Annotated in this window: 20 protein-coding genes; 10 read left to right on the top strand and 10 right to left on the bottom strand. The window is 70.0% G+C overall.

The window, feature by feature from the left end; all coding sequences use genetic code 11:
• Positions 1–90: 90 nt before the first annotated feature.
• The 4 genes from MFF21_RS09430 to MFF21_RS09445 all read right to left on the bottom strand — a co-directional run bounded on the left by MFF21_RS09430 (position 91) and on the right by MFF21_RS09445 (position 4,637).
• Positions 91–1,104 (bottom strand): alpha/beta fold hydrolase, encoded by a 1,014-nt coding sequence (locus MFF21_RS09430; protein WP_373324970.1) that lies wholly within the window; start codon positions 1,102–1,104, stop codon positions 91–93.
• Between the two features lie 97 nt (positions 1,105–1,201).
• Positions 1,202–2,131, bottom strand: coding sequence for a DMT family transporter (locus MFF21_RS09435; protein ID WP_373324971.1), 930 nt, complete (start codon positions 2,129–2,131; stop codon positions 1,202–1,204).
• Positions 2,132–2,251: 120 nt separating this feature from the next.
• Positions 2,252–2,953: a DUF1013 domain-containing protein gene (locus tag MFF21_RS09440; protein WP_238310888.1), complete on the bottom strand. Its 702-nt coding sequence runs from the start codon at positions 2,951–2,953 to the stop codon at positions 2,252–2,254.
• Between the two features lie 202 nt (positions 2,954–3,155).
• Positions 3,156–4,637 (bottom strand): HWE histidine kinase domain-containing protein, encoded by a 1,482-nt coding sequence (locus MFF21_RS09445; protein ID WP_238310889.1) that lies wholly within the window; start codon positions 4,635–4,637, stop codon positions 3,156–3,158.
• Between the two features lie 239 nt (positions 4,638–4,876).
• Between MFF21_RS09445 and hflX the strand changes: the two genes are divergently transcribed.
• Entirely contained in the window at positions 4,877–6,277 is a 1,401-nt protein-coding gene (hflX, locus tag MFF21_RS09450) for a GTPase HflX (protein WP_238310890.1), read from the top strand.
• Between the two features lie 24 nt (positions 6,278–6,301).
• Here the strand turns inward: hflX and croR are convergent, their stop codons facing one another.
• Positions 6,302–6,775: a 3-hydroxybutyryl-CoA dehydratase gene (gene croR / locus MFF21_RS09455; protein ID WP_238310891.1), complete on the bottom strand. Its 474-nt coding sequence runs from the start codon at positions 6,773–6,775 to the stop codon at positions 6,302–6,304.
• A gap of 245 nt (positions 6,776–7,020) precedes the next feature.
• Between croR and MFF21_RS09460 the strand changes: the two genes are divergently transcribed.
• Positions 7,021–7,629, top strand: a complete 609-nt coding sequence (locus MFF21_RS09460) for a cation efflux transmembrane domain-containing protein (protein WP_238310892.1) — start codon at positions 7,021–7,023, stop codon at positions 7,627–7,629.
• Between the two features lie 19 nt (positions 7,630–7,648).
• The gene (locus MFF21_RS09465; RefSeq protein ID WP_238310893.1) at positions 7,649–8,500 is read left to right on the top strand and encodes a metallophosphoesterase; all 852 of its coding nucleotides are present in this window, start codon (positions 7,649–7,651) and stop codon (positions 8,498–8,500) included.
• A gap of 24 nt (positions 8,501–8,524) precedes the next feature.
• Here the strand turns inward: MFF21_RS09465 and MFF21_RS09470 are convergent, their stop codons facing one another.
• Positions 8,525–9,634, bottom strand: coding sequence for an acyltransferase family protein (locus MFF21_RS09470; RefSeq protein WP_238310894.1), 1,110 nt, complete (start codon positions 9,632–9,634; stop codon positions 8,525–8,527).
• 270 nt (positions 9,635–9,904) lie between these two features.
• Here MFF21_RS09470 and MFF21_RS09475 point away from each other — a divergent pair, with 270 nt between their 5' ends.
• Entirely contained in the window at positions 9,905–10,126 is a 222-nt protein-coding gene (locus MFF21_RS09475) for a hypothetical protein (RefSeq protein WP_238310895.1), read from the top strand.
• 74 nt (positions 10,127–10,200) lie between these two features.
• Here MFF21_RS09475 and MFF21_RS09480 read toward each other — a convergent pair whose 3' ends face one another.
• On the bottom strand, positions 10,201–10,578 hold the full coding sequence (locus tag MFF21_RS09480) for a 4a-hydroxytetrahydrobiopterin dehydratase (protein WP_238310896.1): 378 nt from the start codon (positions 10,576–10,578) through the stop codon (positions 10,201–10,203).
• A gap of 198 nt (positions 10,579–10,776) precedes the next feature.
• Between MFF21_RS09480 and MFF21_RS09485 the strand changes: the two genes are divergently transcribed.
• The 6 genes from MFF21_RS09485 (at position 10,777) to xoxJ (ending at position 17,353) form a co-directional block, all read left to right on the top strand.
• Positions 10,777–11,763, top strand: a complete 987-nt coding sequence (locus MFF21_RS09485; RefSeq protein ID WP_238310897.1) for an ABC transporter substrate-binding protein — start codon at positions 10,777–10,779, stop codon at positions 11,761–11,763.
• 25 nt (positions 11,764–11,788) lie between these two features.
• Positions 11,789–12,523 carry an ABC transporter permease gene (locus MFF21_RS09490; RefSeq protein ID WP_238310898.1) on the top strand — a complete coding sequence of 245 codons (735 nt, stop codon included), beginning with the start codon at positions 11,789–11,791 and terminating at the stop codon, positions 12,521–12,523.
• Entirely contained in the window at positions 12,504–13,277 is a 774-nt protein-coding gene (locus tag MFF21_RS09495; RefSeq protein ID WP_238310899.1) for an ABC transporter ATP-binding protein, read from the top strand. The genes MFF21_RS09490 and MFF21_RS09495 overlap by 20 nt, the downstream gene beginning before the upstream one ends.
• A gap of 666 nt (positions 13,278–13,943) precedes the next feature.
• Positions 13,944–15,749 (top strand): lanthanide-dependent methanol dehydrogenase XoxF1, encoded by a 1,806-nt coding sequence (gene xoxF1 / locus MFF21_RS09500; protein ID WP_238310900.1) that lies wholly within the window; start codon positions 13,944–13,946, stop codon positions 15,747–15,749.
• A 153-nt stretch (positions 15,750–15,902) separates the two neighbouring features.
• Positions 15,903–16,502: a c-type cytochrome, methanol metabolism-related gene (locus MFF21_RS09505; protein WP_238310926.1), complete on the top strand. Its 600-nt coding sequence runs from the start codon at positions 15,903–15,905 to the stop codon at positions 16,500–16,502.
• Positions 16,502–17,353 (top strand): rare earth element methanol dehydrogenase accessory protein XoxJ, encoded by an 852-nt coding sequence (xoxJ, locus tag MFF21_RS09510; protein ID WP_238310901.1) that lies wholly within the window; start codon positions 16,502–16,504, stop codon positions 17,351–17,353. The genes MFF21_RS09505 and xoxJ overlap by 1 nt, the downstream gene beginning before the upstream one ends.
• Before the next feature lie 16 nt (positions 17,354–17,369).
• Here the strand turns inward: xoxJ and folK are convergent, their stop codons facing one another.
• The 3 genes from folK to folP are packed head-to-tail and all read right to left on the bottom strand — an operon-like array spanning position 17,370 to position 18,993.
• Positions 17,370–17,846 carry a 2-amino-4-hydroxy-6-hydroxymethyldihydropteridine diphosphokinase gene (folK, locus tag MFF21_RS09515; protein WP_238310902.1) on the bottom strand — a complete coding sequence of 159 codons (477 nt, stop codon included), beginning with the start codon at positions 17,844–17,846 and terminating at the stop codon, positions 17,370–17,372.
• Entirely contained in the window at positions 17,843–18,217 is a 375-nt protein-coding gene (folB, locus tag MFF21_RS09520; RefSeq protein ID WP_238310903.1) for a dihydroneopterin aldolase, read from the bottom strand. The genes folK and folB overlap by 4 nt, the downstream gene beginning before the upstream one ends.
• On the bottom strand, positions 18,214–18,993 hold the full coding sequence (gene folP, locus MFF21_RS09525) for a dihydropteroate synthase (RefSeq protein ID WP_238310927.1): 780 nt from the start codon (positions 18,991–18,993) through the stop codon (positions 18,214–18,216). Before folP ends, folB begins: the two co-directional genes overlap by 4 nt.
• Positions 18,994–19,296 lie beyond the last annotated feature (303 nt).

Below are 19,296 nucleotides of genomic sequence, written 5' to 3' on the forward strand. Positions count from 1 at the left end.
ATCCCGTCTCCCGCGGAATTGTTCGGCGGACCTTGCGCCGGGACATGTCCGGGGATCAAGTCATCTCGGTACACAACCTGACATAGAACTTCAGGACGGCCGCACCTTTTCCGAGAAGGCGTCGTAGGCGCGCACCACCGCGCCGAGCGCCTCGAAATGCGGCAGGGCGCCGGTCGGCAGCCGCTCCAGCGTCCAGTTCGGCCGGCCCGCCACGGCGCTGATCCGACGGTAATCGACGAAGTCGCCCCGAGCCCCGCGCAGCATCCAGACCGGCAGTTTCAGGCTCTCGTAGAGACGGGTGGTGTCGTCGGGAAAGAGATAGCCCGACAGGAAGGAGAACGGCGCGTGCTCGGCGCCCGGCTGATGGGCGGTGAGCTGGTCGTAGGCGAACAGCCCCTCGTCGATATCCCGCGAGCCCCAGGTCTTCTCCAGGAAGAAGCGCATGCTCGGCGGACTCACGAGGGCGTCGAAGAGCGGCCGTCCCCAGAGCGGGAAGGCGGCGAGCTCCCGGGCGATGCGGCGGCCGCGATCCGCGTCGGGCGGTCCCTCTCCGGACAGGCGCTCGTCGAAGCCCACGGGGCTGATCAGGCCCAGCGTCGCGAACAGGCCCGGGCTCTCCAGGGCGGCCCGGGCGAGATAGGCGCAGGAAAGGGATAGGGCGATCGCGTCGAGGGGGATGCCGCCGTGGCGGCCGGAGATCTCGGTGGCGGCGATCCGGATCGCATCCACCATCAGCCGGGGCGTGTAAATCCGGTTCGCGCGCTCGGAGAAGCCGAAGCCCGGCAGGTCGAGGGCGTAGACCGGACGCTCCCGGCGGTAATGCTCGTAGAGCGGCCGGACCTCGTAGGCGCTCGCCGCCGCGTTGACCGAATGGATCAGGAGGAGCGGGCAGCCGGGCTGCGTGTCCGCGGCATAGAGCCCGAGGCGGCCGACCCGGCTGTGCAAGCGGGTGAGCCGGCCGGACAGGGCCGGATGCAGCGGCCGGGGCCGGTTTTTCGCGAGATGGCTCCAGGCGATCCAGGCCCCCGCCGCCGCGAGCGGCAGCAGGCCGAGGGCGCCTGCCACGGGCCACGGCCGCAGGCGACCGCCTCCCCCCTCCCGCATCGCCCCGATCTCTTGCCGCGCGCCCTGTCCCATATCCGCCTCTGCCGGAACCGACCGCGGACAACGCCCCGGAGGCCCGGATGTGCCCGGCCCGCGGTCAGGCCTTCCTGCGGCCGGTGCGCTCCGCGATGAGGATGCCGCCGAGCACGAGGGCGAGCGCCAGGGCCTCGCCCGGTCCGAAGGGCTCGCGGGCGACGAGCACGGCGAGCAGGGCACCGAAGACGGGGACGAGGTTCACGAACAGGCCGGCGCGGTTCGGCCCGATCAGCTCGACGCCGCGCATGAAGAACAGCTGGGCGACGAGGGTCGGCCCGACCGCCACGAAGGCGACGATGGCCCAGCCCCAGGGCGTCGGCCAGATCAGGCGGCCGAGCGCCCATTCGGCGGCGAGGGGCGGCAGGGAGGTCAGGAAGGCCGCCGCCGCCATGGCGGTGAAGAAGGCGACGCCGTCGACCTTCGGCCGGGCCGCGAGCGCCACGGTGTAGCCGGCATAGAACAGGCAGGCCACGAGCATGATCAGGTCGCCCTGGTTGAAGGACAGGGTCCTGAGCACGTTCCAATCCCCGTGGGTGGCGGCGACGGCCGCCCCGGCCAGCGTCACGCAGACGCCGAGCGACTGGCCGAGGCCGACCGGCACCCCGCGCGCGAGGAAATTCATGACGAGGACGAGGACCGGGATGGCCCCCTGGAACAGCGCCACGTTGACGGCGCTGGTGTAGTTGCCGGCGAGATAGAACAGGCTCGCGAAGGCGGTATAGCCGACCGCGCCCATGGCGAGGACGTACCGCCAGCGCCGGGCCAGGGCCTGCCGTTCCGAGACCGCCCGCCGCCCCGCGAACAGCGCGAGCACCGCGAAGCCGATCGCCCAGCGCAGGGTCGTCAGCGCCTGGGGCGAGACCTGCCCGACCGCCCAGCGGCCGGCCACGGCGTTGCAGCCCCAGAGGAAGGCGGTGAAGGTGAGCAGGAGATAGGCGCGCAGGCGCGCGCGCTCGGCCGCAGCGGGGGCTTCCACGTCTGGCTGATCCATTGATCCGCCGAGCGGCCGGAACGCCGGCCGGCCCGGCGCGACATCCATGCCGGCATCTTCGCCGGCACCCGCAGCGGGAGCCCCCGCCTCGCTCCCCGTCGGAACCGAGGGCTTAAGAAATCAGTCCTCGTCGTCCTCGTCGACGCGCTGCATGCCCTTGAGCTTGGCGAAGACCGCATCGGCGTTGAGATCGTCCTCGCTCTCCTCGCCCTGCTCAGTCTCGGCTGCGGGCGCCGTGGAGACCTCGGTGGGCAGGAGCGTGGCACCGCCCTCGCCGGGCTTGACCGCGGGCCGGTCCTTGGCGGCCCGCTGGACCTCGAAATCGAGGTCGATCTGCGAGCACAGGCCGAGGGTCACCGGATCCATCGGCTGCAGGGAGCCGGAATTCCAGTGGGTGCGGTCGCGGATCTGCTGGATCGTCGCCTTGGTGGTGCCGACGAGCCGGATGATCTGTGCGTCCTTGAGCTCGGGGTGGTTGCGCAGCAGCCAGAGGATGGCGTTCGGCCGGTCCTGGCGGCGGGACAGGGGGGTGTAGCGCGGCCCCTTGGTGGTGCGCTTCACCTCCGGCAGCTTCACCTTGGAGACGGCGATCTTGAGCCGGTAATGCGGCGACTTCTGCGCCTTCTCGATCTCCTCGCGGGTCAGCTGACCGGTGGTGACCGGATCGAGTCCCTTGATGCCGGCCGCGACCTCGCCGTCGGCGATACCCTTCACCTCGAGGGGGTGCAGCTTGCAGAAATCGGCGATCTGCTCGAAGGCGAGGGAGGTGTTCTCGACCAGCCACACGGCCGTCGCCTTCGGCATCAGGGGACCCTGGGACATGGCGCGGACTCCGAATCTCTCTCGCGTGGCGGAAACGCCTTGCCGGGGCGAAGGGGCGCCGTCTCCGGCCTCGGCCGGACCCAAGCGAACCGTCTCACGCTGAATGGGGAAGACAACGCTATACAGGCTGTGAGGGCTGCGACGCAATTGGTTCCGCAGCCGGGCCGACGAAGGTGTTTGCGCCCCGCAGCTCCGGGGGCGCTCAGCCGTGATCGGCCTCGCCGCGCTTGAGCCGGGGCATCGGCGCGTCGACGGTGAGCACCAGGCCTTGCCTCCGGTAGTCGAGACGGGCGCTGCCTTCGAGCTCGGCCGCCAGGACCCGCTCGATCAGCCGGCTGCCGAAGCCGCGGCGACTCGGGGGCGTCACCGGCGGACCGCCGATCTCCTCCCAGCGCACCAGGAGCCGTGGCTCGGCGACGCCGTCCACCTCCCAGTTCAAAATCACCCGGCCCTCCTCGTTGGAGAGGGCGCCGTATTTCACCGCGTTGGTGGCGAGCTCGTGCAGGGCCATCACGAAAGCGAGCGCCAGCCGCGGCGGCAGCCGCACGTCCGGGCCGCCGGTCTTGAAGCGGCGACCGGAGGGCACCCGGAACGGTTGCAGGGCGCCGTCCACGATCTCGGCGAGGGTCGCCCCCTCCCAGCTCTCCCGGGTCAGGACGTCGTGTGCCGAGGCGAGGGAATGCAGGCGGGCGTCCAGGGTCTTGCGGGCCTCCTCCAGCGAGGCCGCGTTCTGCAGCGTCTGGTGGGCGATGGACTGCATCGTCGCCATCGAGTTCTTGACCCGGTGGTTCAGCTCGGCCGCGAGCAGGGCGCGATGCTCCTCGCCACGCTTGCGCTCCGTCACGTCGAGGGAGACGCCGGCCATGCTCAGGGGCTCGCCATCCGCCCGGTAGGCGGTCTGACCCCGCATCTGCAGCCAGCGGACTTCGCCCGCGGGCGTGCGGACGCGGTACTCGATGTCGTAATCGGCCTTGCGGGCGATCGAGCGGTGCATCGCCGCCTGCATCCGCTCCCGGTCCTCGGGAACGACCGCGGCGACGAGATCGTCGTAAGTGAAGGGATCGGTGGCGTGGCGGCCGAAGCTCTCGCGGCAGAGGTCGGAGGTGACGAGCCGCCGGTCCGCGAGGTCGAGGGTCCAGGTGCCGAAGCGCCCCGCCTCCAGGATGAAGCGCAGCCGGCCCTCGCTGCGGGTCAGCTCGCCCGTGCGCCGCTCGACCTCCTGCTCCAGGGCGTCGCGGTCGTTCTGCAGGCGCACCAGGCGGTCGCGCTCCAGGGTGACGTCGAACTGCGAGGCGAAGAAGTAGGTCAGCACCCCATCCTCGTCGAAGACCGGCGAGATCAGGAGCCGGTTCCAGAAGACCTCACCGCTCTTCTTGTGGTTGAGGAGGTCGATCTCGATCGGCACCCGCCGCTCGACCGCGTCGCGGATCCGGGCAACGTCCCGCGGGTCGGTCTCCGGTCCCTGCAGGAAGCGGCAATTGCGCCCGAGGATCTCCGCGCGCGTGTAGCCGGTCAGCTTGGTGAAGGCGTCGTTGACGAAGACGATCGGGTTGTCGGGCCGGCTCGGATCGGTGACGAGCATCGGCATTCGCGTCGCCCGCACGGCAGCGGCGAAGGGATCGGAGCTCGAGGACTGGCGATGCAGCTCGGCTTCGATGCGGTCGGTCTCGCGGCGGTCGTTCACGCTTCCCGCCGCCTCCCTCGCGGCCTTCCCGGCCCTCCCGGGCCGCGAAGCGCGACATAGCCAATCCCGCCGCCCCTGCCCAGGGCGGCGAATGGCAGCGGTCCCTCCCGCCCTCTCGGGATCCGGGGCGCGCCCGGCATCGACTCGGCGTTCCGGCGATGGCATGGCGGGTTTTCAACGCATGAGGCTGCGGAACCGCGCCCCGGGCCCCATATGCCGAAGGGTGTCACGAGGACGTCATGACGGAACCATTGCTCCCCGGCGAGGCGCGGCTGCAGGCGCAGGCCGCACCGGAAGGCGAGATCGCCGCCTCGACCCGGACCCTCGTCGTCGGCCCCTATCTCAGCCGCGCGGCGCAGCGGGCCGCCGCGGACGGCACCGAGCCCACGCGCTCCGGCGAAGCGCGGCTCGACGAGGCGGTGGGGCTTGCCGCGGCCATCGACCTCGACGTGGTCCAGGCCAGCGCCGTCCAGCTGCCGCGCATCCGGCCCTCGACCTATCTCGGCAAGGGCCGCGTCGAGGAGCTCGCCGGCCTCGTCAAGGCGGAGGAGATCGGCCTCGTCGTGATGGATTGCGCCCTCTCGCCGGTCCAGCAGCGCAACCTGGAGAAGGCCTGGGGCGCCAAGGTCATCGACCGCACCGGGCTGATCCTGGAGATCTTCGGGCGCCGCGCCTCGACCCGTGAGGGTACGCTTCAGGTCGAGCACGCCCATCTCGCCTACCAGAAGTCGCGGCTCGTGCGCTCCTGGACCCACCTGGAGCGTCAGCGCGGCGGCTTCGGCTTCCTCGGCGGCCCCGGCGAGACCCAGATCGAGGCCGACCGCCGCATGATCCAGGAGCGGATGACCCGGATCGAGCGCGACCTCGACGCGGTCACCCGTACCCGCGGCCTGCACCGGCAGAGCCGGGCGCGGGTGCCCTATCCGATCGTGGCGCTGGTCGGCTACACGAACGCAGGCAAGTCGACGCTGTTCAACGCGCTCACCAAGGCGCAGGTGAAGGCGCAGGACATGCTCTTCGCCACCCTCGACCCGACGGCGCGGGCGACGAAGCTTCCGCATGGCGAGACGGTGATCCTGTCCGACACCGTCGGCTTCATCTCCGACCTGCCGACCTCGCTGATCGCCGCCTTCCGGGCGACCCTGGAGGACGTGATCGAGGCCGACATCCTGCTCCATGTCCGCGACGTGAGCCACGTCGATTCGGAGGCCCAGGCCGAGGACGTGGAGGGCGTGCTGCGCGAACTCGGCATCGCCGCCAATGCCGACCGGATCATCGAGGTCTGGAACAAGGCCGACCTGCTCGACGCGCAGGAGCGCACCCGGCTCCTCAATCTCACCGGCCAGGCCCGGGACGGCCAGCCCGGCCCGGTCCTCGTCTCGGCGCTGACGGGGGAAGGGCTCGACGCGCTCTCCGCCCGGATCGAGGGGCGGATCGCGCAGGCGCGCTCGACCTTCGCCCTCACCTTGCCGCCGGAGGATGGGGCGGCGCTCAACTGGCTCTACGAGAACGCCGAGGTGCTCGACCGGCGGGCGGAGGAGAGCGGGCGGATCCACCTCGCCATCCGCATCGCCCCGGAGAAGGAGCCCCGCTTCCTCAACCGCTTCGAGGCGGCCCGGCGCATCGGCGGCCGGGCCTGATCCGAAGGGGCGTCCGGGGCCGCGTCAGGCGCGGCCGCCGCCCATGCGCATGGCGAGCGGGTCGGCCTCTTCCTTCTTGGGCACCTTCACCAGGGCCTCGCCGTCGAGCACGACCTCGTCGCCCACCGAGCAGGTGCAGGTGAGGCGGGCGCGGCGGCGCTCGGGGATCAGCTCGGCGACCTCGACCTTCACCTCGACGGTGTCGCCGATGCGCACGGGCGCGCGGAAGTTCAGGGTCTGCGAGATGTAGACGGCGCCCGGGCCGGGCAGGCGGGTGCCGAGCACCGCCGAGATCAGGCCCGCCGTGTAGAGGCCGTGGGCGATGCGGGTGCCGAAGGGGGTGCGGGCCGCGAAATGCTCGGAGAGGTGGATCGGGTTGCGGTCGCCGGTGATCTCGGCGAAGCCCACCACGTCGGAGGAGGAGATCTCCTTCTTCAGGATCTCCGTCAGCCCGACTTCCAGATCCTCGAAATACAGAACGCGCAGCTCGGGCAGCATCTCTCGCCTCCCCCTCGATTCTTCTCGCTCGCGGCCGCACGGGGGCGCGCGGCGAAGCTTTCGCCTTGCACAGGCGCGCGCGCAAATCCAGCCCGTGTGTCCGCGTATACGATATACAGGGCGCCCGATGCGGACCGGGTGCGGGCGAGGGGCCGGATCCCGCCTTCGCCGCGCCGATCCCCGACCTCGACAGCACGCGCGGCACACGCCATCAGCATCCGGCCCGCCCTCCGGAGATCGTGCCCGTGTCCAGACGCCCGATTCCGCCGAGCCTGCGCCCGGTCGTCGCCCGGGTGGCCGGCCTGAACCTCGCCGCCTTCTGCGTCGAGATCGGGGTCGCGCTCGCCATCGGCTCGATCGCGCTCTTGGCCGACAGCCTCGACTTCCTGGAGGACGCGGCGATCAACCTGCTGATCTTCGCGGGCCTGGGCTGGAGCGCACGCAACCGGGCGCGCCTCGGCACGGCGCTGGCCGGGGTGCTGCTGGTGCCGGGTCTCGCCACGGCCTGGGCCGCCTGGGAAAAGTTCTCGGATTTCACCGCCCCGGCCGCGGTGCCGCTCACCCTGACCGGCCTCGGGGCGCTCGCGGTCAACCTCACCTGCGCCCTGATGCTCGCCCGCCACCGGGAGGGCGCCGGCAGCCTGACCCGCGCCGCCTGGCTCTCCGCCCGCAACGACGTCGCAGCCAATCTCGGCATCGTCGCCGCCGGGCTGATCACCGCCGCGACCCTGTCGCCCTGGCCCGACCTCGTGGCAGGCCTCGGCATCGCCCTCCTCAACGCCGATTCCGCCGCCGACATCCTCAAGGCCGCCCGGGCCGAACGGCGGGCCGCGGCGGACGACCTGCGCGCCTGACGACGAGAGACCCGATTCCGTGCTTCGCCTCTTCCCCCTCTCCGACCTGCATCTGGAACGCCGCCGGCTCGACCTGATCCCGCGCCCCGACGCGGCGGCCTTCGACATGCTGGTCTGCGCCGGCGACCTCTGGGAGGGGCATCCGGAACAGGGGCTCGCGGCGGTGCTCGACCTCGCCGCGGGCCGGCCGGTGGTGCTGGTGCCGGGCAACCACGAGCGCTACGCGCCGACCGGCGATCCCCGCACCGCCCCCGAACTGATGGCGGCCCTCGAGGCGGAGGTCGCCCGGCTGAGGGGGGAGGGCGCGGCCCTGCACCTGCTCCAGTCGGGCGCGCGGGTGGAGATCGCGGGGGTGCGCTTCCTCGGCGCGACCCTGTGGAGCGACTGGTCGCTCGCCGGCCGCTGGCTCACCGAGGCCACGCCGGACCGCCCGGCCGACCCGGTCGCCTTTGCGGCGGCGCGGATGACCGATCCGGTCACCGGCTCGCGGGAATACCGGGGCTCGATCCGCAACGGGGACGGCACGCCCTGGTCGCCGCAGGATGCGATGCGGGCGCACGAGGCCGACAAGGCGGCGCTGCTCGCCGCATTGGACGCGCCCTTCGCCGGCCCCACCGTGGTCGTCACCCATCATCCCGCGAGCCCCCTGGCGGCGGACGCGTTCCGGGACGCGCCCGGAGTGCCCTGGTGGGTGCCGGCCTTCTACGCCACGACGCTCCTCGACGATCTCCCCGACGCGAAGCGGCCCGACCTCTGGATCTCCGGCCATTTCCATGCCGGCCACGACCTCGCCATCGGCCGCTGCCGCTGGGTCGCCAACCCGGTCGAGGGAAAGACCTTCTCCGCCGAGCGGATCCTCACCCTCGGCTGAGCCCGGCCAGGGTCCCGACCGCGATCAGGAGCGCCCGGCCTGCGCGACCGGGGCGAGGGCGGCCGAGGGTCCGCGGGCCCGGAAGACGGCATAGGCCCGGCGGATCGCCCGCTGCGCCGGCCGCTCCACGCCGAAGCAGACCGCGGCGGCGAGCGCCGTGGCGAGGGCGAAGGCGGCCAGGATCGCGAGGTTCGGATCGAGCCCGCGGGCGACCAGGGCGCCGATCAGCGCGTAGCCGATCACCTGATGCAGCAGGTAGAGGGCGTAGGAGATCGTCCCGAAGAACACGAGCACGCGCCAGCGCAGCACGCGGAGGAGGCCCTCCGCGGCGAGCAGGACGAGGCCGAGATAGAGCACGCTCTTGACCGCGTTCATCGGCTGGAAGCCGCTCAGCGGCCAGAGATAGACGCTGCCGGAAGCCGCCGCGGCGGCGAGGGTGATCCAGACGAAGGGCGTGCGCTCGCCGCGGTGGATCTTGTAGCCCATCACCCCGAGGGCGAAGAGATGGGCGAAGGTGGCGTTGAGCAGGATGCCGCCGCAGCCCGCCGCCGTGCGGCAGGCATAGATGTTCTCGTCCATCACGAAGACGTTGTAGAGCGCGGTGACGACCATCCAGGCGAAGACCACGCCGGTGAGCGCGCGCGGCCCCAGGGTGAAATAGGCCGTGGCCAGGAAGGCGTAGAACAGGAGCTCCCGCGTCAGCGTCCAGTAGGACGGGTCGACGAAGGGCAGGTCGGTGAGCCCGTTCAGCATGGTCAGCGTCGCGGCGAAGCCGGGGACCGTCAGGTGGAACGGGTTGAAGCCCGTGACCAGGATCGCGCCCGTGGTGATCAGGGCGCAGGTCCAGAAGGTCGGGTAGAGGCGGGCGAAGCGGCCTACGGCGAAGTCGAGCCCGTTCCGCGAGCGCTCCAGGGTCATCGCGATCACGAAGCCGCTGATCACGAAGAACAGGGCGATGCCGAGATGGCCCGAGGACAGGCGGAACAGCGGCGGATGGCCGTGCCAGCCGACCTCGTTGTCGAAGCCGGCGGTGTAGTGGAGCACGAGCACCAGGAGCGCGGCCACGCCGCGCAGGGCGTCGAGCTCCAGGAGCCGGCCCGTCTGCCCGCCCGTCTCCGCACCGCCCGACGCCATGTCCGCCCCCGATCGTGCCCCTGACCGAAGGTGGCGCCCGCCTAGAACCGGGCGGCTCGTCTACGTCATCTACGCAGATCTTGCGCACATCTTCGCCAAGACTTGACTAGCACGCGGGCGACCGCGACCGCGAACGGAAGCTTGCGGGATCGTTAACCGGACCCTTGTCGACCTGCCCGATCGCGGGACGAATCCACGGCCGGAAACCCCGGCGGGGCCCCGCGCGTAGAAGCCTCCATCGGAGTCACAGGCCGGGAGCCCGGAACCCCCATGAACGCCTTCATCGCCGTGGTCCTCGTCTGCGCCAACGGCATCCCACAGGGGGAATGCACCGACGACCGGGCGAGCGAGGTCCGCAAGGTGCGGGTCGCCAACGAGCTCGGCTGCACCAGCGGCTGGCAGGAGATCATTGCCCGCACCGACCTGCGCGACGAGGTCGGCAAGACGAGCTACCTCAAAACCGAGTGCCGGCGGGTGAAGGAGCCGCAGTGAGCGCCCTGGAGCGCTCTCCGCCGACCGGACACCGGCTCGGCGTGAGCGCACACGTCACGGCAAAGGCTTCAGGCTCACTTCTCGTACTTGATATAGGCGAAGCGCGGATCGTCCGGCGTTCCCTGCAGAGGACCGTCCTCCCGGCCCGGCTGCCACATCACCACCTCCTCGATCTTCTTGGCCAGGGCGAAATCCGATTCGGTGATGCCCTTGGCGGCGTGGTTGACGAGCCGGACCTCGACCCAGGCATAGGAGGCGGTGATGTCGGGATGGTGGAAGGCTGCCTCGGCGAGGTGGCCCACCGTGTTGATGATCATCAGCGTGCCCTTCCAGCCCGCCGTCTTGTAGGTGCGGCGGATCCAGCCGTCCTCCAGCCGCCAGGTCGGCAGTTCGCTCTTCAGCCGCGCCTCCACGGTCGCGTCGTCGATGACGGTCTTGCGTGCCTCGCTCATCGCATCCTCCTTCAGGTCCCGTTTCGAGGGCGAGCTAACGCGGGCGGACTGGCCCGCAAGGCCGCCGTGCCGCAGGGGAGGGCAGCTTGCCCCGGTGGACGCCGGGGAACCGCGTCTTATAAGAAGCTCTTGAAGGGTGGTGCCGGTTCGCGCGAGCGAGGACAAGGCCGCCGACAAGGCACAGGGGAGGTTCCGGCCATGCTGTCACGGCGCGGTCTCATCGCGACGGCGGCGTTGCTGTCCCTGCCGGGCCTGCGCCCCGCCCGCGCGGCCTCCGACACGATCCGGCTCGGGGTCCTGCCCTTCGGCACGGCCTCCTGGGAAGCGGCCGTGATCAAGGCGCGCAAGCTCGACGAGGCCAACGGCTTCACCCTCGAGATCGTCAAGCTCGCCGGGAACGACGCCGCCCGCATCGCCTTCCAGGGCAAGCAGCTCGACACCATCGTCGGCGACCTGATCTGGGCCGCGCGCCTGCGGAGCGAGGGGAGGGGGGTGCGCTTCGTGCCCTATTCCACCACCGAGGGCGCGCTGATGGTGCCCGCCGACAGCCCGATCAAGTCCCTCAAGGATCTCGCGGGCCGGAAGCTCGGCGTGGCCGGGGGCGCCCTCGACAAGAACTGGATCCTCCTGAAGGCCCAGGGCAAGGAGACCGGCGACATCGACATCGAGACCGCCGCGCAGCTCGCCTTCGGCGCGCCCCCGCTCCTCACCCAGAAGCTCGAGACCGGCGAGCTCGATGCCGCCCTGCTCTACTGGCAATATTGCGCCCGCCTCGAGGCCAAGGGCTTCCGCCGCCTCGTCAGCGCCGACGACATCATGCGCGCCTTCGGGGCGCAGGGGCCGGTGGCGCTGATCGGCTACCTGTTCGAGCAGCAGGCGGTGGCCGAGCGCCGGGAGGCGGTGCAGGGCTTCGCCCGGGCCTCCATGGCCGCCAAGGAGCTGCTCGCCAACGAGCCGGAGGCCTGGGAGATCGTGCGCCCGCTGATGGCCGCCGAGGACACGGCGACCTTCGCGTCCCTGAAGCGCAATTTCCTCGACGGCATCCCGCGCCGGCCGGTTCCCGCCGAGCGGGCCGACGGCGAGCGCATCTTCGCGACGCTGGCGCGCCTCGGAGGCGATGCCCTCACGGGCGGCGCCAAGTCCTTGCCGGACCATCTCTACCTCGACGCCTCCGGCAACGGCTGAATCCGGCCGAGCCGCCCCGCACCGGATGGCCCTCCTCGCTCGCCTTGCTTCTCTCGCGGTGCTGCTCGCCCTCTGGCAGGGCGCGGCCGTCTATGCGCAGGTGCGCACCCTGCCCTCGCCGGAGGCGGTGGCCGCCTTCGTGCTGCGCGAGGCCGAGACGGGCCAGCTTTTCTTCAATGTCGGGGTCACCCTCGCCCGGGTCGGCGTCTCCTTCGTCATCGCCATGAGCCTCGGCGTGCTGCTCGGCATCGCACTCGGGCGCTCGCGGGCCGCCGACCGGCTGCTCGACACGCCGCTCCTCGTGGTCCTGAACACCCCGGCCCTCGTCATCACCGTGCTCGCCTATGTCTGGCTCGGGCTGACCGAGACCGCGGCCATCGTGGCGGTGGCGCTCAACAAGCTGCCGAACGTGGCGGTGATCATGCGCGAGGGCGCCCGGGGCCTCGATCCGGGCCTCGAGGAGATGGCCCGGACCTACCGCTTCGACCGGCGCACCTGGATTGCCCATGTGCTGGTCCCGCAGCTCCAGCCCTTCGCGGTCGCGGCGGCGCGCTCCGGCATCTCGCTCGCCTGGAAGATCGTGCTGGTGGTCGAACTGCTCGGACGCCCGAACGGGGTCGGCTTCGCCATCAACTATTACTTCCAGCTCTTCGATGTGACCGCGGTCATCGGCTACAGCCTCGTCTTCATGACGGTGATGCTCGCCATCGACACCCTGATCCTCCAGCCCCTCGATGCCCATGTCCGCCGCTGGCGCTGAGGTGGCTCCCCTGCGGACGGACCGGGATGCGCCGCTCCTGACTGTGGCGATCGCCGAGAAGGTCTACCGGCGCGCCCGCACCCAGGCCGTCGAGGCGGTGCGCGACCTGACCTTCGCGATCCATGCCGGGGAGATCGCCTGCCTGATCGGCCCCTCGGGGGCCGGCAAGACGACGACCCTGCGCATCCTGCTCGGCCTCGACCGGGATTACGCGGGCAGCGTTATGCCGGATCCGGCGGCGCTCGGCATCGCTATGGTGTTCCAGGATCCGCGGCTCCTGCCCTGGCGCAGCGTGGAGCAGAACGTACGCCTCGGCCTGCCGCGGGCGGAGCGCGGACGCGACCTCGATGCGCTGTTCGAGGCCCTCGGGCTCGCGCCCTGGCGCGACCGCTATCCCGGCGCGCTCTCCCTCGGCATGCAGCGCCGGGTGGCGCTGGCCCGAGCCCTTGCCCTGAACCCTCGCCTGCTCGTGCTCGACGAGCCCTTCGTCTCCTTGGACGACACCGCCGCCGCCGCCCTGCGGAGGATCGTCGTCGACACGGTGACCCGTGCCGGCACGAGCGTGCTGATGGTGACCCACAACGTGGACGAGGCGATCGCCATCGCCGACCGGCTGCTCCTCGTCTCGGCGCGTCCGGCGCATCTTCTCGGCACAGTGTCCCTGGACCTGCTCCGGCACGAGCGCTCCCGGAGCTGGGCCGAGGAGACCCGGGCCGATCTCTCCCTCCGATTCCCCGGCATCATCGCGGGTTGAACGGGGCTTTCTCCCGAATTTCCGTCCCTTGCGCCGCTCTCCGTAGTTTCTACGGAAGGCTTGTGCGGCGAGAGAACGCATCCCCCATAAGCTCCGGAAACGAGGAATCCGACCTCCGGACATCCAGCCGTTTTGAGCGCGCGTCCTCGCAATACCGCAACGCACCACGCCCCTCATTCGAGGAATGATCGTCCTGCACGGGTTCTCACCTTCGGAGGCGGCGCCAGAGACATGGAGGACCGGATGTTATCCGGCTCGACATGCGGCCTGAACATGAGTCGGGGCCAAGGTGCGGCAAATGGAATTTCGCTCACGATCTCGTAATTGTGCGATGCAATAACTTCGTGTGCGAAGCAGCGCAAAGAGGCGTCCCGTTTTGACCGCGTTTCGACTTGATGGAACCGGCTCCTGAGCTTGAGGAAGCGAGTTGACGGCGCCCGAAATTTTCTTAGAGTTCATTCAAGCTTCGGACTGAGGAGGCCGCGAGGGATGGCGGTCTCGACCCGAAACGATGGGGGACGAACGGGAGGCTCAAGAGCCTAACGAGCGACTTTCTGCGTGTCGTGAGTTTCTGAAGCGAATTTCAATCCCTGTCGCAAACAGCAGGTCAGCAGCAATTCGCGAGTTTACTTGCGGCTTGCTGTCAAAGACCTGCCGGAGGAATCCATGAGAGCGGTACATCTCCTCGCACTCGGTGCGGGGCTTGCGGCTGCTGGCCCGGCCCTCGCCAACGAAAGCGTGCTGAAGTCCATCGCCAACCCGGCGGAACAGGCGCTTCAGACGGTCGACTACGCCAACACCCGCTATTCCAAGCTTGACCAGATCAACGCCAGCAATGTGAAGAACCTCCAGGTCGCCTGGACCTTCTCCACCGGCGTGCTGCGCGGCCACGAGGGCTCCCCGCTCGTCGTCGGCAACATCATGTACGTCCACACCCCCTTCCCGAACATCGTCTACGCCCTCGACCTCGACCAGGGCGCCAAGATCGTGTGGAAGTACGAGCCGAAGCAGGATCCGTCCGTGATCCCGGTCATGTGCTGCGACACGGTCAACCGCGGCCTGGCCTATGCCGACGGCGCCATCCTGCTGCATCAGGCGGACACCACCCTGGTCTCGCTTGACGCCAAGACCGGCAAGGTCAACTGGTCGGTCAAGAACGGCGACCCGTCCAAGGGCGAGACCAACACCGCCACCGTGCTCCCGGTGAAGGACAAGGTCATCGTCGGCATCTCCGGCGGCGAGTTCGGCGTGCAGTGCCACGTCACCGCCTACGACCTGAAGTCCGGCAAGAAGGTGTGGCGCGGCTACTCCGAAGGCCCGGACGACCAGCTCCTCGTCGACCCCGAGAAGACCACTGCCCTCGGCAAGCCGATCGGCAAGGACTCTTCGCTGAAGACCTGGGAAGGCGATCAGTGGAAGACCGGCGGCGGTTGCACCTGGGGCTGGTTCTCCTACGATCCGAAGCTCGACCTGTTCTACTACGGCTCGGGCAACCCCTCGACCTGGAACCCCAAGCAGCGTCCGGGCGACAACAAGTGGTCGATGACCATCTGGGCGCGTAACCCGGATACGGGCTTGGCCAAGTGGGTCTACCAGATGACCCCCCACGACGAGTGGGACTATGACGGCATCAACGAGATGATCCTCACGGATCAGAAGGTTGACGGCAAGGAGCGTCCGCTCCTGACCCACTTCGACCGCAACGGCTTCGGCTACACCCTCGATCGTGCCACCGGCGAGCTGCTCGTCGCCGAGAAGTACGACCCGGCGGTGAACTGGGCCACCAAGGTCGACATGGACAAGGGCTCCAAGACCTACGGCCGTCCGCTGGTCGTGTCGAAGTACTCGACCGAGCAGAACGGCGAGGACGTGAACTCGAAGGGCATCTGCCCGGCGGCGCTCGGCTCCAAGGACCAGCAGCCTGCGGCCTACTCGCCGAAGACGCAGCTGTTCTACGTGCCGACGAACCACGTCTGCATGGACTACGAGCCCTTCCGGGTGAGCTACACCCCGGGCCAACCCTATGTCGGCGCCACCCTGTCGATGTACCCCGCGCCGAACAGCCATGGCGGCATGGGCAACTTCATCGCCTGGGACGGCGTGAACGGGAAGATCAAGTGGTCGAACCCCGAGCAGTTCTCCGCCTGGGACGGCGCGCTGGCGACGGCGGGCGACGTGGTCTTCTACGGTACCCTCGAGGGCTACCTGAAGGCCGTCGACTCGAAGACGGGTAAGGAACTCTACAAGTTCAAGACCCCGTCGGGCATCATCGGCAACGTGATGACCTACGAGCACAAGGGCAAGCAGCACATCGCCGTCCTGTCGGGCGTCGGCGGCTGGGCGGGCATCGGCCTCGCGGCCGGCCTGACCGACCCGAATGCCGGCCTCGGCGCGGTGGGCGGCTACGCGGCCCTGTCGAGCTACACCAACCTCGGCGGCCAGCTGACCGTCTTCTCGCTGCCGAACAACTAAGTCGCATAGCAGCCATCGACCAAATGGTGCCGGCGCGGGTTTCCGCGCCGGCATCTTTATGATTATGTCCCGCTTATTAGAGGGAACCCCGCCGCACCTTGTTGCGGCGCAATATCAACATCAACCTCTCGGGGAGAGACGTCGTTGTTCAATATGAAGAAGTCCGCGCTCCAGGTTTTCGTCGCCGCCCTGGCGCTCGGGACGGTCTCCTCTGTCGCCGTGCAGGCCGAGGATGCGAAGCCCGATGCGGCCCTCGCCAACTCGCTGAACCCCAATGACAAGAGCGCCGAGCCGGACGAGAAGCTCCTGAAGCAGGATGCCGCGGTGAAGGTTGATGACGGCAAGTACTTCGACAAGGACGGCCACCCGACCTTCCACGTCACCAACGAGGGCAAGAAGGTCGACTGGTACGCCTATTCCGGCTACCGCCGCTATCACGCCGAGTGCCACGTCTGCCACGGCCCGGACGGCATGGGTTCGACCTACGCCCCGGCCCTCAAGGACTCGCTGAAGCACCTCTCCTACGAGGAGTTCATCGGCATCCTCGCCGGCGGCAAGCAGGACGTGAACGCCGCCGAGCAGAAGGTGATGCCCGCCTTCGGCGACAACAAGAACGTCATGTGCTACGCGGACGACCTCTACGTCTACCTGAAAGCCCGCGCCGCCGGCGCTATGGGCCGCGTCCGCCCGAGCGACAAGGAAGACAAGCCGGAAGCCGCCAAGAAGACCGAGAAGGAGTGCCTGGGCGGCTGATGTCGCGCCAGAGCCCCTTCGCCGCGGCCCTCGCCGCGCTCCTGCTGATCTCGGCAGGGGCGCGCGAGGCGCTCGCGCAGAATCTGCCGGATCTCGTCACCACGGATGTCCTCCGTGTCTGCAGCGATCCCGGCAACATGCCCTTCTCCGAGCGCAAGGGGGATGGCTTCGAGAACAAGATCGCCGAGATCGTCGCCGACGAGCTCAAGGTGAAGGTGCGCTATTACTGGCTGACGCAGGGGCCGGGCTTCGTCCGCAACACCCTGGGCAGCGGCCTGTGCGACGTCATCATCGGCACCTCCGGCGGCGAGATCGTCCAGCCGACCAATCCCTATTACCGCTCGGCCTATGTGCTGGTCTCCCGGAAGGGCGACCTGTCCGGCGTCGACCGGCTCGACGATCCCAAGCTCAAGGGCAAGCAGATCGGCATCATCGGCGGTACCCCGCCGACGGACCGGCTGGGCGCACTCGGACTGACCGGGAACACCCATGCCTACGCGCCCTACGCCTTCGGGGCGGACCGCACATTCCAGACGGTGGCCGCGGAGGTGATCGCCGACCTCGCCGCCAAGAAGCTCGACGCCGCGATCCTGTGGGGGCCCGCCGCGGGCTGGCTCGCCCGGCAGAGCGGGACCGCGATGGAGGTGGTGCCCCTCCTGCACGAGCCCGACCGGCCGCCGCTCGCCTTCCGCGTCTCCATGGGGGTGCGCCACGAGGAGAACGAGTGGAAGCGCAGCCTCAACACCGTCCTGCGCAAGCGCCGGGCGGATATCGAGAAGGTCCTGCGCGATTACGACGTGCCGCTCCTCGACCAGGAGGAGAACAAGCTCCTCGAGGACGGCCCGAAATAGGGGCGGGAAGCCGCCCCTATTCGGCCCGCTCGATCCCGGTGCGGTCGAGCTTGTCCAGGGCCTGCGTCACGCTCTCGCCGCCGATCACCAGGTCGGGGGCGATCTCGGCGAGCGGCACCAGCACGAAGGCGCGCTCGCGCACGTAGCGGTGCGGCAGGACGAGGCGCTCGTCCGAGACCTCCGCGCCCTCGAAATACAGCACGTCGATATCGATCAGCCGCGGTCCCCAGCGCCGCTCGCGCACCCGGCCAAGGGCCGCCTCGATGCGCAGGCAGGTCTCGAGCAGGTCGTGAGGCGTCAGGTCGGTGTCGATGCCAAGGGCCGCGTTGAGGAACCAGTCCTGGTCGGTCTCGCCCCAGGGCGGGGTGCGGTAATCGCCGGAGCGGGCCACGACCCGGATGCCGGGGGCGGCGGCGAGCTTGTCCACGGCGGCCGCGATCAGCGCGGCCTTGTCGCCGATATTGCTGCCGAGGCCGAGATAGGCGCGGCTCATCCCCGTGTCTCCCGAAGGCGCCGGACCTCGACGCTGACTCCATCGATCACCGCCGGCACCGGCGCGGCCGGCTTGTCGACCCGGACCCGGATCTCGTCGATCCGGGGGAAGCGGTCGAGGATCTCCGCCGCGACCGCCTCGGCCAGGGCCTCGATCAGGGCGAAGCGGCGGGTGGTGGCGATCCGCACGGCGATCTCGGTCAGGTCGGCATAGCTGACGCTGTGCGCCATGGCGTCGCTGCGCCCGGCCTGCGACAGGTCGAGGCGCCCCTCCAGGGAGAGGTAGAAGCGCTGGCCGATCCGCGCCTCCTCCTCCAGCAGGCCGTGATAGGCGAAGACCGCGATGCGGTGGACGAGGATGCGGTCGCTCACGGGCGGGCCTCCGGGCGCATCACCGCATCCGCCACCCGCAGGGCCTCCACGTGCTGGCGCACGTCGTGGACGCGCACGATGTCGGCGCCGAGCGTCGCGGCGAGCACATGGGCCGAGAGCGAGCCGATCAGCCGGTCCTTCGGCGCGGTCTCCGCATTATGCAGGCGCCCGAGCAGGCTCTTGCGGGAGACGCCGACGAGGAGGGGGAAGCCGAGGGCCCGGATCTCGGGCAGGCGCCGCAGGGCCTCCAGATGCTGCGCCCAGCTCTTGCCGAAGCCGATGCCGGGATCGAGCACGATGTCGGTATCCGGGATGCCGGCCTGCCGGGCGATGGTGAGCGAGCGCTCGAAGAAGCGCAGCATGTCGGCGACGATGTCGAGGGTGCCGTCGATGGTCTCGCGGTTGTGCATGATCATCACCGGCGCGCCGTGGGCGGCGGCGACCCGGGCGATGTCGGGCTCGCGCTGCAGGCCCCAGACGTCGTTGACGATGGCCGCGCCCGCCTTCAGCGCCACCGCGGCGGTCGAGGCCTTGTAGGTGTCGATGGAGATCGGGACGGAGAGGCGGCCGGCGAGCGCCGCGATCACGGGCAGGACCCGGGCCTGCTCCTCCTCCGCCGGGACCGGGACATGGCCGGGCCGGGTCGATTCCCCGCCGATATCGACGAGGTCGGCCCCCTCCGCCACCAGGGCCTCGGCCTGGGCGAGGGCGGCCGGCGCCGCGTCGAACAGGCCGCCATCGGAGAAGGAATCGGGCGTGACGTTGAGGATGCCCATCACCAGGGTCTTGCGGCCCAAGGCGGGCAGCAATCCGGACAGGCGGTTCGAAGACGATTCGGGACGCGACACGATGGCCTCGGGGCGGTGCTCGGGCGGGGCTCACGCGAGACAAGCGACCCCGCGTGATCCCTCAGAACGGGCGCGAAAGCCAGTCCTGTTTCCAGGGGCAAGCCCCGTGCCGGGGCCGCGCCGCCGGGGCAGGGGTCCCCGCTCCGATCGGGCTGCGCCACCGGCCCCGCGCGGAGATCCGCCGGGGCGCTCATGCTTGACGACAGGGGACGCGGGACGCCGCGGAAACCC

It is taken from the genome of Methylobacterium organophilum (assembly GCF_022179465.1).
Classification (GTDB): domain Bacteria; phylum Pseudomonadota; class Alphaproteobacteria; order Rhizobiales; family Beijerinckiaceae; genus Methylobacterium; species Methylobacterium organophilum.

What these genes read in the sequence shown, in the direction of transcription:
- MFF21_RS09430 (WP_373324970.1), bottom strand. Translation starts at nt 1,104, where the DNA reads ATGCGGGAGGGGGGAGGCGGTCGCCTGCGGCCGTGGCCCGTGGCAGGC.
- MFF21_RS09435 (WP_373324971.1), bottom strand. Translation starts at nt 2,131, where the DNA reads ATGGATCAGCCAGACGTGGAAGCCCCCGCTGCGGCCGAGCGCGCGCGC.
- MFF21_RS09440 (WP_238310888.1), bottom strand. Translation starts at nt 2,953, where the DNA reads ATGTCCCAGGGTCCCCTGATGCCGAAGGCGACGGCCGTGTGGCTGGTC.
- hflX (WP_238310890.1), top strand. Translation starts at nt 4,877, where the DNA reads ATGACGGAACCATTGCTCCCCGGCGAGGCGCGGCTGCAGGCGCAGGCC.
- croR (WP_238310891.1), bottom strand. Translation starts at nt 6,775, where the DNA reads ATGCTGCCCGAGCTGCGCGTTCTGTATTTCGAGGATCTGGAAGTCGGG.
- MFF21_RS09470 (WP_238310894.1), bottom strand. Translation starts at nt 9,634, where the DNA reads ATGGCGTCGGGCGGTGCGGAGACGGGCGGGCAGACGGGCCGGCTCCTG.
- MFF21_RS09475 (WP_238310895.1), top strand. Translation starts at nt 9,905, where the DNA reads ATGAACGCCTTCATCGCCGTGGTCCTCGTCTGCGCCAACGGCATCCCA.
- MFF21_RS09480 (WP_238310896.1), bottom strand. Translation starts at nt 10,578, where the DNA reads ATGAGCGAGGCACGCAAGACCGTCATCGACGACGCGACCGTGGAGGCG.
- MFF21_RS09485 (WP_238310897.1), top strand. Translation starts at nt 10,777, where the DNA reads ATGCTGTCACGGCGCGGTCTCATCGCGACGGCGGCGTTGCTGTCCCTG.
- MFF21_RS09490 (WP_238310898.1), top strand. Translation starts at nt 11,789, where the DNA reads ATGGCCCTCCTCGCTCGCCTTGCTTCTCTCGCGGTGCTGCTCGCCCTC.
- MFF21_RS09495 (WP_238310899.1), top strand. Translation starts at nt 12,504, where the DNA reads ATGTCCGCCGCTGGCGCTGAGGTGGCTCCCCTGCGGACGGACCGGGAT.
- xoxF1 (WP_238310900.1), top strand. Translation starts at nt 13,944, where the DNA reads ATGAGAGCGGTACATCTCCTCGCACTCGGTGCGGGGCTTGCGGCTGCT.
- MFF21_RS09505 (WP_238310926.1), top strand. Translation starts at nt 15,903, where the DNA reads ATGAAGAAGTCCGCGCTCCAGGTTTTCGTCGCCGCCCTGGCGCTCGGG.
- xoxJ (WP_238310901.1), top strand. Translation starts at nt 16,502, where the DNA reads ATGTCGCGCCAGAGCCCCTTCGCCGCGGCCCTCGCCGCGCTCCTGCTG.
- folK (WP_238310902.1), bottom strand. Translation starts at nt 17,846, where the DNA reads ATGAGCCGCGCCTATCTCGGCCTCGGCAGCAATATCGGCGACAAGGCC.
- folP (WP_238310927.1), bottom strand. Translation starts at nt 18,993, where the DNA reads ATGGGCATCCTCAACGTCACGCCCGATTCCTTCTCCGATGGCGGCCTG.